This is a genomic window from Pseudomonas sp. P97.38, assembly GCF_001269745.1.
GTDB lineage: Bacteria > Pseudomonadota > Gammaproteobacteria > Pseudomonadales > Pseudomonadaceae > Aquipseudomonas > Aquipseudomonas chlororaphis_E.
This window is the reverse complement of the sequence record NZ_LHVJ01000027.1, coordinates 263,097-274,282: the sequence shown is the minus strand read 5'-3', so window position 1 is coordinate 274,282 and position 11,186 is coordinate 263,097. Positions and strand designations below refer to the sequence as shown.

Annotated in this window: 12 protein-coding genes; all 12 read right to left on the bottom strand. The window is 64.1% G+C overall.

Annotated elements, in window-relative coordinates:
- Positions 1-65 precede the first annotated feature (65 nt).
- A complete protein-coding gene (locus AD664_RS22905) occupies positions 66-983 on the bottom strand; it encodes a sugar kinase (RefSeq protein WP_053150065.1) in 918 nt (305 codons plus the stop codon).
- A 150-nt stretch (positions 984-1,133) separates the two neighbouring features.
- Complete coding sequence (locus tag AD664_RS22900; protein ID WP_053150062.1) at positions 1,134-2,351, bottom strand: amino acid deaminase; 1,218 nt, start codon at positions 2,349-2,351, stop codon at positions 1,134-1,136.
- Positions 2,352-2,390: 39 nt separating this feature from the next.
- Complete coding sequence (locus AD664_RS22895; RefSeq protein WP_053150059.1) at positions 2,391-3,155, bottom strand: IclR family transcriptional regulator; 765 nt, start codon at positions 3,153-3,155, stop codon at positions 2,391-2,393.
- 276 nt (positions 3,156-3,431) lie between these two features.
- Positions 3,432-3,821: a RidA family protein gene (locus AD664_RS22890; RefSeq protein WP_047739096.1), complete on the bottom strand. Its 390-nt coding sequence runs from the start codon at positions 3,819-3,821 to the stop codon at positions 3,432-3,434.
- A gap of 25 nt (positions 3,822-3,846) precedes the next feature.
- Positions 3,847-4,638, bottom strand: a complete 792-nt coding sequence (locus tag AD664_RS22885; RefSeq protein WP_053150056.1) for an amino acid ABC transporter ATP-binding protein — start codon at positions 4,636-4,638, stop codon at positions 3,847-3,849.
- Complete coding sequence (locus tag AD664_RS22880) at positions 4,635-5,297, bottom strand: amino acid ABC transporter permease (RefSeq protein WP_053150054.1); 663 nt, start codon at positions 5,295-5,297, stop codon at positions 4,635-4,637. Before AD664_RS22880 ends, AD664_RS22885 begins: the two co-directional genes overlap by 4 nt.
- A gap of 9 nt (positions 5,298-5,306) precedes the next feature.
- On the bottom strand, positions 5,307-5,969 hold the full coding sequence (locus tag AD664_RS22875) for an amino acid ABC transporter permease (protein ID WP_053150095.1): 663 nt from the start codon (positions 5,967-5,969) through the stop codon (positions 5,307-5,309).
- A 54-nt stretch (positions 5,970-6,023) separates the two neighbouring features.
- The gene (locus AD664_RS22870) at positions 6,024-6,872 is read right to left on the bottom strand and encodes a transporter substrate-binding domain-containing protein (protein ID WP_053150052.1); all 849 of its coding nucleotides are present in this window, start codon (positions 6,870-6,872) and stop codon (positions 6,024-6,026) included.
- A gap of 351 nt (positions 6,873-7,223) precedes the next feature.
- Positions 7,224-7,547, bottom strand: a complete 324-nt coding sequence (locus AD664_RS22865) for a hypothetical protein (RefSeq protein ID WP_371260985.1) — start codon at positions 7,545-7,547, stop codon at positions 7,224-7,226.
- Between the two features lie 72 nt (positions 7,548-7,619).
- The gene (locus tag AD664_RS22860; protein ID WP_053150050.1) at positions 7,620-9,266 is read right to left on the bottom strand and encodes a phospholipase D-like domain-containing protein; all 1,647 of its coding nucleotides are present in this window, start codon (positions 9,264-9,266) and stop codon (positions 7,620-7,622) included.
- 151 nt (positions 9,267-9,417) lie between these two features.
- Entirely contained in the window at positions 9,418-10,020 is a 603-nt protein-coding gene (locus AD664_RS22855; RefSeq protein WP_371260981.1) for a VWA domain-containing protein, read from the bottom strand.
- Between the two features lie 53 nt (positions 10,021-10,073).
- On the bottom strand, positions 10,074-11,078 hold the full coding sequence (locus AD664_RS22850) for an ATP-binding protein (protein WP_053150047.1): 1,005 nt from the start codon (positions 11,076-11,078) through the stop codon (positions 10,074-10,076).
- Positions 11,079-11,186 lie beyond the last annotated feature (108 nt).

Below are 11,186 nucleotides of genomic sequence, written 5' to 3'. Positions count from 1 at the left end.
TATCAATGTAACTGACCCACCGCCTTCGCGAGCAAGCCCGCTCCCACATGAGGTTCTGTGGTGATTCATAGGCGAGGGATCAGCGCTCCCGGCACCTGGATCACCCGGCTTGCCAACCGGTGCCCGGCCTCGGCGGCGTCCACCGGGCTGCCACCCAGCAGGCGGCTCGCCAGGTAGGCGGCGCTGAACGAATCCCCGGCCGCCGTGGTGTCCACCACGCGTTCGACGCGTTGGGCGGGCACCTCGTAAGACTGCCCCTCGTAGCGGATCAAACAGGCCTCGGCACCGCGCTTGAGCACCACCTCAGGCGTGCCCAGAGACGCATAGGCAGCAAACACCGCGTCGCTGTCCTGATGACCGAACAACGCCTGCTCGTCGTCCACCGTCAGCAACGCCAGCGTCACATAGGGCAGGACGCTGCGATACGCCGCCCGAGCCGCATCAATCGAGGCCCAGAGCCTGGGCCGAAAGTTATTGTCGAACACCACCTGGGCCCCGCGCCGGCGAGCCTCGACCAAGGTTTCGATGAGCTTGTCGCGCCCCTGCTCCCCCAGCACCGCCAGGGTGATACCGCTGAAATACAGCACGTCGTAGCCTGGCAGCGCCGCCAGGATCGGCGCGGCGGCCGGGGTGGTGAAGCAATCACGCACCGCCGCCTCGTTGCGCCAATACAGAAACCGCCGCTCGCCGGCCGCGTCGGTCTGGATGCAATACAAGCCCGGCAGGCGCCCGGGCAAGCGCTGGACCCGTTCCAGGCCAATGTTTTCCGCCGCCCAGCCCTGGCACATGGCGTCGCTGAAGCTGTCATCGCCCAAGGCCGTGACGTAATCCACCGCGCCCCTGTCGCCCAAGGCGCGGGCCAGGTACACCGCGGTGTTCAGGGTATCGCCGCCGAAACTCTGGTGCAGGCTGCCGTCGGCGCGTTGTTGCAGTTCGATCATGCACTCGCCGATCAGGGCGATGCGGGGGATGGAGTGGCTCATGGGTGATCCTGATTATTTTGTGGTGTCTGGCAGGTCGCTATCGCGAGCAAGCCCGCTCCCACAGTGGATTGGCTGAGAACACATGCTCTGTCATCACCACGAACCCTGTGGGAGCGGGCTTGCCCGCGAAGGCCGCGACGCGGTCTCAGCCTAGAAACATGTCTGCATGCTCTCGACCACCCGCAACTGCTCATCCACCAGGCACCCGACCCGCCACTTATCAAAGGTCAGGCACGGATGCGAGGTGCCGAACGAAATGATATCGCCGACCCGCAACGCCACCCCCGGCGCCACGGTCATGAACGCGTGCTGGTCCATCACCGCCGTCACCTGGCAACCGCTCACGTCGTCGCCCGCCACCGAATCCGAACCCGGCGTGTAGCGCTTGAGCGGCACCGGCAAGCCGGCGTCGTAGGCCACATCGCGCTTGCCCAGGGCGATCACCGCGAAACCCGGCTCCGGCAGCGATTGCACGTGGGCCCAGACTTCCAGGGCCGGGCGCAAGCCTTCGTGCAGGTCATTGCGACGCCCCAGCACGCAGCACTGGGCCTCTTTGTAGATCCCATGGTCGTGGGCCACGTAACTGCCGGGGCGCAGCACACTGAGGAAGCGCCCATGGGCGTTCTGGGCCTCGAACGACTCGGCGATCAAGTCGTACCAGGCCGACCCCGAGGCGGTGATGATCGGTCGATCGATGGCAAACGCGCCGCTGTCTTGCAACTGCACCGCCAAACTGACCAGGGACGCGGCGAACGCGCGGATACCGCTGATGGCGTGGTCACCGTGGATCACACCCTCGTAACCCTCGATACCGGTCAGTGCCAGCGCCGGTTGCGCCCGGATCGCCTCGGCCAGGGCCAGCACCTCGGCCTCCGTACGGCAACCACAACGCCCACCGACCACGCCGTATTCGATCATCACATTCAATGTCACACCGCGAGCGGCAAAGAACGCGCCCAGGTCTGCCACGTTGTCCGGGTGATCGACCATGCAATGGAATTCGAACGCTGGATCGGCGAGCAAATCGGCGACCAGGGCCATGTTCGGCGTGCCCACCAGTTGGTTGGCCATCAACACCCGGCGCACGCCATGGGCGTACGCGGCACGGGTCTGCACGGCGGTGGCGAGGGTCAGGCCCCAGGCGCCGGCGTCGAGCTGACGACGGAACAGGGCCGGGGTCATGCTGGTCTTGCCGTGGGGCGCCAGTTCGGCACCGCTATTGCTGACGAACGCTTGCATCCAGCGGATGTTGTGCTCCAGGGCCTGGCGATGCAGCACCAAAGCCGGCAGGCTCACGTCCCGCAACAGGTGAGCACCCACGGTGGCGGCGCCCTTCTCTACGGCTGCGTCCTGAATGGTAGAAGACATGGTCGAACTCCTCTCGCGGTCGCGGGTGACCGCTATTGTCTATTCATTGATGCGCCGGGCCAGGTGGTTGGCGCTTTCGATCAGTACCCGGCGGTAGTCGGCGTAATTGTTCTTGGCGTCGGCCCGTGGGGCGACGATGCACAGCGTGGCGATGGCGACACCGTTCGGGTCTTTGACCGGTGCGGCGAAGCAGTGGGTGAAGGTGTCGGCCACGCTGTCGAAAGAGAAGAACCCCTCGTCACCGGCCTGACGGATTTCCCTCAGGAACTGCTCCAGAGGCAGGCGCTCGCCGTCTGGCAGGATGAAGTCATCGGGATCGATCAGGTCGACGATCTGCTGGTCGCTCAGATGCGCCAGCAACAGGCGACCGGAGGCTGTCCAAGGGATGGGCGCGTTTTCGCCGATGTCCGATGAAATACGGAAATGCCGCTCGCCCTCCTTCATCAGCGCCACGGTGTATTTGCGCCCGTTGAGCAGGCACATCTGCGCGGTTTCCCGGGTCTGGCGCACGATGTCCTGCAAGGCCTGGTCGGCCTCGCGGCTCAGGTCGAAATGGCGCAGGTGCGCCTGGCCGAGAAAGTACAACTGGCGGCCCAGGTAAACATGGCCGTCCTTGCCCACCGGTTCGAGGATGCGTCGCTCCAGCAGCGACGCCACCAGCTCATAGACCGTGGACTTGGGGCTGCCGATGCCGCTGGCGATGTCGTTCGGACGCAGCGGCTGGCCGATTTCCTTGAGGAAATCGAGGATATCGAACGCCCGATCCAGTCCCCGGGCCCGGCGTTTGATGGTGTCTTCGGTCATGTCTTGGGTTTCCGATCATTCACTCGTAGGTGGCCAGTATTCACGGTGGCAAGGGCGCTTGCTGTGGCGAGGAACTGTGGCGAGGGAGCTTGCTCCCGCTGGGGCGCGCAGCGGCCCTGAGCTTTTGGGGCGGCTACGCCACCCAGCGGGAGCAAGCTCCCTCGCCACAGCAAGCTCCCTTGCCACCGTTCCTCGCCAGAGTAAGCGCCCGTGCCACAGCAGCGCTCTCGCCACGATGAATCAAACAAGCCCGCAGTGACAGTGCTTTCGCTGGACTCAGGCTTTTTTCTTGTACGCAATGCAATCGATCTCGACCTTGCAATCGACCATCATGCTGGCCTGCACACAAGCCCGGGCCGGGGCGTGTTCCGGGCTGAAATATTCGCCGAACACCTTGTTGAAGCTCCAGAAATCCCGCGGGTCGTCCAGCCACACGCCACAGCGCACCACGTCTTCCAGGCCATAGCCGGCTTCTTCGAGAATGGCGATCAGGTTCTTCATCGTCTGGTGCGTCTGCTCGACGATCCCGCCAACGATGATCTCACCGTCCACCGCCGGCACCTGGCCGGACACGTGCAGCCAGCCATCGGCCTCCACGGCCCGGGCGAAGGGCCGAGGCTGTCCGCCGCCTGCGCTGCTGCCAGTGCCGTAACGGGTAATGCTCATGGGTGTTTCTCCTTATGCAATGCAGTTAAAAACGGGTGTTCTTGAGAAATTCCGCCAACCGTGGCGATTGCGGGCGTTCGAACAATTCCTTCGGCGGGCCCTGCTCTTCGATGCGGCCCTGGTTCATGAACACGATCTTGTCGGAGACCTCGAAGGCAAAGCGCATTTCATGGGTCACCAGCAGCATGGTCATACCGTCTTCGGCCAGGCCCTTGATCACGTTCAGCACTTCACCCACCAACTCGGGGTCGAGGGCCGAGGTCACCTCGTCGAACAGCATCAGGCTGGGGTTCATGGCAATTGCACGGGCAATCGCCACGCGCTGCTGCTGGCCGCCGGACAACTGACCGGGAAAGTGATTGCGCCGTTCCAGCAGGCCGACCCGCGCCAACCACTTCTCGGCCAGGGCCACCGCTTCATCCTTGGGCAGCTTTTTCACCTTGAGCAGGCCCAGGGTGACGTTCTGCAAGGCAGTCAGGTGGGGGAACAGGTTGAATTGCTGGAAGGCCATGCCGGTCATGGCCCGATGCCGGGCAATGACCTTCTCGGGGTGGCGCACGCGCTTGCCGTCAATCTCGTCGTAGCCGATGGCCTCGCCGTCGAGCATGATTCGCCCGCCCTGGAACTCTTCCAGCATGTTCACGCAGCGCAACAGCGTGGTCTTGCCTGAGCCGCTGGAGCCGATCAGCGTGACCACGTTGCCGCGCTGCAGGCTCAGGTCCACGCCCTTGAGCACTTCGAGCGGGCCGTATTGTTTGCGCAGGCCGCGAATGTCCAGCAGCGGCTGGGCGTTGGAGGAAGTCGAAACATCAGTCATGGCAAGGCCACCCGCTTTTCAATGTGCCGGCCGAGTAACTCGATGGCGTAATTGATGATGAAAAAGAGAAAACCTGCGAACAGGTAGAACTCCAGCGTCATGAAGGTCCGGGCAATGACCTGCTGGGTGCTGAGCAGCAGTTCGGCCACCCCGATCACCGACAACAGCGTCGAGGCCTTGACGATCTCGGTGGAGGAATTGACCCAGGTCGGCAAGATCTGCCGCAACGCCTGGGGCAACAGCACATAGCCCAGGGCCTGGTAGAACGTCAGGCCGATAGCCTGGCTCGCCTCCATCTGCCCGCGGGGCAACGCCTGCAAGGCACCGCGCACGATCTCGGCCACGTGGGAGCCACAAAACAGCGTCAGGCCCAGGACACCGGCCTGGAACGCGCCGATCTGCCAGCCCAGCGCCGGGGCCATGTAAAAGCAGGCCAGCACCAGCACGAACACCGGCGTGCCACGAATCAGGTCGACATAGAAGCGAAACGGCGCGCGCATCCTGATTCGGCCATAGGTCAATACCAGCCCGGCGACCAGGCCGATCAAGGTGCCCAGCAAAATCGCCAGTATCGAACACTGCACGCTGGTCACAAAGCCCGCCCACAAGGTGTCCCGCGCCACCCACAACTCATGCAACCAACTGGGGGATTCGTACATGGCAAGCTCCTAACGGCGGATCGCCAGGCGCTGCTCGAAGTACCGCAGCAGCATGGCAATGAGGTAACAGGCCGCGACATACAGGGCCGTGGTCACCAGCCAGGTTTCGATCACCCGGTAGCTCTCCACGTTGATCTTGCGGGCGTAGTAGGTCAGCTCCGGCACGGCAATCGCCGCGGCCAGGGAGGTGTCCTTGAACAGCGAGATGAAGTTGTTCGACAAAGCCGGCAGTACGTTGCGCAGCATCACCGGCACGGTGATGTAGGCCTTCACCTGCCACTCCCCCAGGCCGATCGCCAGGCCCGCTTCACGCTGGCCCTTGTGAATGCTCATCAAACCGCCGCGGAACACCTCGGTCAGGTAGGCCCCGGCGTATAGCGACAAGGTGATGACGAACGACGGCAGCTTGTCCAGGCGAATGCCCAGGCTCGGCAAGGCGAAGTAGATCAACAGGATCAGCACCAGGATCGGCGTATTGCGGATCACCGTCACATACACCGAGGCCAGCAGGCGCAGGAGGCGGTGCTTGCTCAGCAGCGCGAATGCCATCGCCAGGCCGATCACACAACCGATGGCGATCGACACCAGCGCCAGGGAAAGCCCCAGCCCGAGCCCCGCCAGCAAGGTGTCGAAATCGCGCCAGACGGCGGCAAAGTTCAACTGATAGTTCATGGTCGACAGTACCTTCGGCGGGACGCCCGCGACGGGCATCCCGGGCTTACAGGGTCATTTGTATTCAACGGGGAAACCGATGGCCGGCGACGGCAGGTCCACGCCGAACCATTGCTTGAACGACGCCGCGTAGGTGGGGAACTCCACGCCGGTCATGGCTTCATGCAAGGTGGTGTTGACGAAGTTCAGCCAGTCCTGGTCGCCGCGCTTGACCGCACAGGCATAGGTTTGCGGGCTCCAGGCGTAGGCCGGGCTGCGGTAGCGGCCGGGGTTCTGCACCATCAGGTACTTCACCGAGGACTGGTCCGTGGCGGCGGCATCGGCACGGCCGGAGTTCACCGCCTGGTACATCAGGTCGACGCTGTCGTACTGGTCGACCTTGGCCTTGGGCAGTGCCTGGTGCACCAGCTCTTCGGCGTAGACGTTCTGCAGCACCGCTACGGTGACATCGTCGCCAGCGGCCTTGAGGTCTTCGATCTCCTTGTACTTGCTGTTGGCCGGCAACAACAGGCCGACCCCTTCGCGGTAGTACGGCAAGGTGAACGCCACCTGCTGCGCGCGGCTGGCGGTGACGGTGATGAACTGGCAGCTCATGTCGACCTTGTCGGTCAGCAGGTTGGGGATCCGCGCATCGGAAGACTGCACCACGAACTCGACTTTTTCCGGGTCATTGAACAGGCCCTTGGCGACCATCCGCGCAATGTCGATATCGAACCCCTGCAACTTGCCATCCGCTCCCTGGAAGTGCCACGGCGCATTGGTGCTGCCCGTGCCCACGATCAATTTCCCGCGTTGCAGCACGCTGTCCAGCTTGCTGTCCGCCGCCTGGGCGACACCCACGGCCGCCATGGAGGCGGCGAAGAGAAAAACACATGCTTTGAACAAGGAAGGTCGGCGTTGCATGGCTAGCACTCCAGGATGAGTTTATTCCGCTATACCGGAACATGGTTTGTAACAACGGAATAGACAGCAGAAAGTGTGCCACAGGCTTGGCGCCGATGGGCCAAGAAAATGGAAAGTGAATGGAATCAGATAGATGGGAAAATCAGCCGTGCGTGACGACGTCGGACGTCATTCCAGGGATTGCTACCGTTAGCTACGACAGGCGGGTAACAAGGCCCCAGAACGGTGCCTCGCCCCCCTGTGGGAGCGGGCTTGCTCGCGAAGAGGCCGGCATATCCAACATTGATGTCGATTGTCACACCGTCTTCGCGGGCAAGCCCGCTCCCACAGGAGGAGGTCGGCGGTATTGCGCTACTTGCGTTTGTAACTCTTGCTGCCGCCGGGCGTGAGGCAATAAACGCCGCCGCGCGGGCCAACGCAGTAACTGCCGCTGCCGCATTGGCAACCGTCGGCCTGCTTGAGTAATGACGAGGGTCGGGTTTCATTGCGAATCCCCAACACAGCGGAACAGGATTTTTTCGAAGCGCTGATGGACCCGTCGTTGCACAGGAACGTGTCACCGTCACACCCGGCGATCCCGCCCTTGCGCCCGGAACAGGGAGTATTGGCGGCGATGGCCGAAGCACAGACCATCAACAATACAATCGCGACACCGGCGCGAAGCAGGCTCGACATTCCGTGACAGCGGTTCATGGCAGCGTCCTGGCTGATAGATGGCCCTATGCTAGCACCTCATCCCATCTGCACCTAGCGTCCGCAGAACCTCACCCTCGACAATGCCCGCAGGTCCCCCTCGCGGTAATAGTCATCGCTCCAGCTGTCGTCCACTGCCAGCGGCCTGACCTGCTTGAGGGCGAGTTGTTTCGCGAAGTAGCGAAAGCGGTAATGCTCATAAAAACGCAGCAACTCCAGCCCGTAACGGTCAGCCAGGTCGATGTCGCCCTGGATGATGAGGTAGTTCTCGTCATTGTCATTGCTGGCGGCGGCACTCAGGTTGTGGCTGCCGCTGATGATGGTCGGCGAGTCACTGGTGAAGTCGGTGACGATGGCCTTGGTGTGGACCAGCAGGTTGCCTTTCTGGCCCTTCATGTTTTCCCTGAGCCAGCCTTCCAACCCGGTGTTGAGCAGCGCGGTGGCGGCGAATTGGGCGGTGCGGTCGGCATGGAAACCGGTGATGCGGCTGGCGGTGTTCTGCAGGCCGTAGCGCAGCACGTCATCGTTGGGCTGGCCGAGCAAGGCGTCGAGGATCCGCTCGGGCAGGACGAACGCGGTGACGAACAGCAGGTCCTTGCGGGCACCGTTGATGATGTCGACGAAACGGTCGAGGTCGCCTTCACCCGTACGCGGTGAGAAACCGGCGAACAGCGGCTCTTGCGGCGCCATCGGGTTGTTCAGGGTCAGCCACTGGCGGGTGGCGTCGACGTCTTGCGGTGCGGCCCAGATCTGCTCGAACACCTGGCGGTAGCTGTCGCTCACCCGCGGTTCATCCAGCACGTGAACGACGTTGGCCTGGCGATAGACACCGTTGGCGGTGAAGTTGGTGCTGCCGCACAGGACCGCTTGCGGTTGCAACGAACCGACGCCGTCCACCCGGCTCAGGACGATAAACTTGTCGTGGAAGATCTTATGAGTGACCCGCCCGCGCTTGTTGGCCGCCGGCAGTTTTTCGAGGCTGGCCTCGTTGCGCTGCGTGGTGTCGTCGCCCGGCTCGGCGTGGTACAGCACCCGCACCTGCGCGCCTCGGGCGAAAGCGGCGTTCACCGCGTCGACGATCACCGGCAGTTCGTATTCGTAGATGGCAACGTCCAGGGCCCAGGTGGCATCGAGGGCCCGGTCGATGAAGCCGATCAGGCGTCCCAACAGGCCGTTTTCCAACCAGCGACGCGGCGCGTCGGGCCAGTCATCGATGGACAGGTTGCGATTGGCGCTGATCAGCGCATCCAGCTCGGGAAACTTGCGCTGGAACGCCTGGCTGGCGGCCACGGCTCGGTTGAAGATCACGCGCTGGTTGACCGGCTGCCCGTTATCGCTGGTGACGCTGATGTCCAGTGATTCGCCCAACTGCGGCGCGTCGGGGCTGCCATAGGCCAGGTGCACGCGGTAGTTCATCGTCACGCCGGGGTTGACGGCGTAGTCGGCCCAGCGAAATTTCTGCAACGGCGCCTGGTCGCTGGGTGTGGCGTGAAACTGGGGGAACGTATGGGCCTTGCCGGGGAAGGTCAGGCTGTTGAACAGGAACAGCCAGGGCTTGTCGCCCTGCTGTTTCTCGATGGCAAAACCCAGCAGCCCCTTGCGACGGGACTCGGCCAGGTCCATGGCGAGCAGCACGCCGTTGGTGCCAGCGTAGGCCTTGACCCGAAAATCATCCTGGGGATTGGTAACGAGTACGCGCATGGTTCACTCCTGTGAGGGGCTGCCTGAGCATAGAACAGAGTGGGCGAATCCGATGCCGAGGTGATCCACACTTGATCGGCGGCATGTCGCGGCCCTTGTGGGAGCGGGCTTGCCCGCGAAGGCGTCCGCCCAGACAACCGCAAAAAAGGCATCAAACCTGGTCGATATGCCGATACTCGGCCCCCAACTGCCCCGCCAATTGCCGGGCACGACCCAGGCGGATCGGGCCGCGCTCAATGTCGATCAACAGGCTCGGGCAGTCGAGTGGCGACGGCGCCAGGCCTTCCTTCAGACGTCCGTCCGTCATCACCAGCACCCGCTGCTGCTCTGCCGGGTAGCGTTTGCGCCGGGCTTGCAGCCAACGCCCGGCCTCTTGCAACGCGGCCTGCAACGGCGTGCCGCCGCCGGCGCCGAGTGCATCGAGCCAGTGTCGCAGCCCAGCCGAGGCCTTGAGCCCCTGCACCTGCCAGCGCGGAGCACTGCCACTGGCGGTCAACAGGGCCAGTCGCGCGCGCTGTCGGTAGGCGTCGTCGAACAGTTGCGCCAGCAGGCCTTTGCCATCGCTCAAGGCACGATGACGACGGGTCGAGGCCGAGGCGTCGACGATCACCAGCCACAGTTCATGGGGCGAGCGATGACGGCGGTGAAAGCGCAGGTCGTCATAGCGTTGGGGACGGCCCTTGAGCAAAGTGCCCGGCCAGTTCACCGTGCCACTGGAGGCGACTTTGCTGCGCCCCTGGCGTCCATCGTCCAACCGCCCCGCCCGGGGCCTGGCATCCGCCCCCACGGCCGAACGGGGGCGAATGCCTAAGGCTTTTTTGGCCAGCTCGGCACGTCACGCCGTGCACCGGTGGGCAAGGCCTGGGCCGGCAAGTCGCCCCACTGGCCCTGGCCTTCGTTGGGCTGGGCCGCGCGATCGCCCGTCGAGGGTGCCTGGGGCGGCGCAGGGGCCGGGGCCGAGTGCCCGCGCCGCCGATGGCGCAAGGCAAACTCGGCGACGGCGTCGATATCTTCGTCGGCGATGGCCTGTGCCCCACGCCAGGCGGCGTGGGCCCTGGCGGCCCGCAACCAGACCAGGTCGGCACGCAGGCCATCGACCCCGGCGGCAAAACAGCGTTCGGTGATCTGGGCAAGCGTCACGTCATCCAGGGCGATTCCGGCCAGGCGGTCGCGGGCCTGCTGGCAGCGTTCACGCAGGGCCTGCTGGGCGCTCTCCCAGTGCGCACAGAACGCCGCCGGATCAGTGTCGAAATCCAACCGCCGCCGAATGATCTGCCCGCGTTCAACTGCCGGGGTGTGCCCGTCGAGGGCCACGTTCAGGCCAAACCGGTCGAGCAACTGCGGGCGCAGTTCGCCCTCTTCCGGGTTCATGGTGCCGATCAGCACAAACCGCGCCGGGTGCCGATGGGAAATGCCATCGCGCTCGATCAGGTTAGTGCCGCTTGCCGCCACGTCCAGCAACACGTCCACCAGATGATCGGGCAGCAGGTTCACTTCATCGACGTACAACACGCCGCCGTCGGCCTTGGCCAGCACACCGGGAGAGAACTGCGCGCGCCCCTCCCCCAGCGCCGCGTCCAGATCGAGGGTGCCCACCAGACGCTCCTCGGTGGCGCCCAAGGGCAAGGTGACGAACTGACCGCTGGCCAGCAGGTCGGCCAGGCCCCGGGCCAGGGTGGACTTGGCCATGCCCCGCGGCCCCTCGATCAGCACACCGCCGATCTTCGGGTCGATGGCGGCCAGGCACAGCGCCAGTTTCAGGTCATCAGCGCCGACCACGGCGGAGAGTGGGAAATGAGGGGTGTCGATCATGTGGAGGATCTCATAAATGTTCGATAGTCCGCTGTGGCGAGGGAGCTTGCTCCCGCTGGGGCGCGAAGCGGCCCCAAACCGGCCAACGCGGTGCACCTGAAGTGTCGC

Bases quoted from the DNA above. Each gene is read 5' to 3' on its own strand.
- AD664_RS22905 (WP_053150065.1), bottom strand. From the start codon at position 983: ATGAGCCACTCCATCCCCCGCATCGCCCTGATCGGCGAGTGCATGATC.
- AD664_RS22900 (WP_053150062.1), bottom strand. From the start codon at position 2,351: ATGTCTTCTACCATTCAGGACGCAGCCGTAGAGAAGGGCGCCGCCACC.
- AD664_RS22895 (WP_053150059.1), bottom strand. From the start codon at position 3,155: ATGACCGAAGACACCATCAAACGCCGGGCCCGGGGACTGGATCGGGCG.
- AD664_RS22890 (WP_047739096.1), bottom strand. From the start codon at position 3,821: ATGAGCATTACCCGTTACGGCACTGGCAGCAGCGCAGGCGGCGGACAG.
- AD664_RS22885 (WP_053150056.1), bottom strand. From the start codon at position 4,638: ATGACTGATGTTTCGACTTCCTCCAACGCCCAGCCGCTGCTGGACATT.
- AD664_RS22880 (WP_053150054.1), bottom strand. From the start codon at position 5,297: ATGTACGAATCCCCCAGTTGGTTGCATGAGTTGTGGGTGGCGCGGGAC.
- AD664_RS22875 (WP_053150095.1), bottom strand. From the start codon at position 5,969: ATGAACTATCAGTTGAACTTTGCCGCCGTCTGGCGCGATTTCGACACC.
- AD664_RS22870 (WP_053150052.1), bottom strand. From the start codon at position 6,872: ATGCAACGCCGACCTTCCTTGTTCAAAGCATGTGTTTTTCTCTTCGCC.
- AD664_RS22865 (WP_371260985.1), bottom strand. From the start codon at position 7,547: ATGTCGAGCCTGCTTCGCGCCGGTGTCGCGATTGTATTGTTGATGGTC.
- AD664_RS22860 (WP_053150050.1), bottom strand. From the start codon at position 9,266: ATGCGCGTACTCGTTACCAATCCCCAGGATGATTTTCGGGTCAAGGCC.
- AD664_RS22850 (WP_053150047.1), bottom strand. From the start codon at position 11,078: ATGATCGACACCCCTCATTTCCCACTCTCCGCCGTGGTCGGCGCTGAT.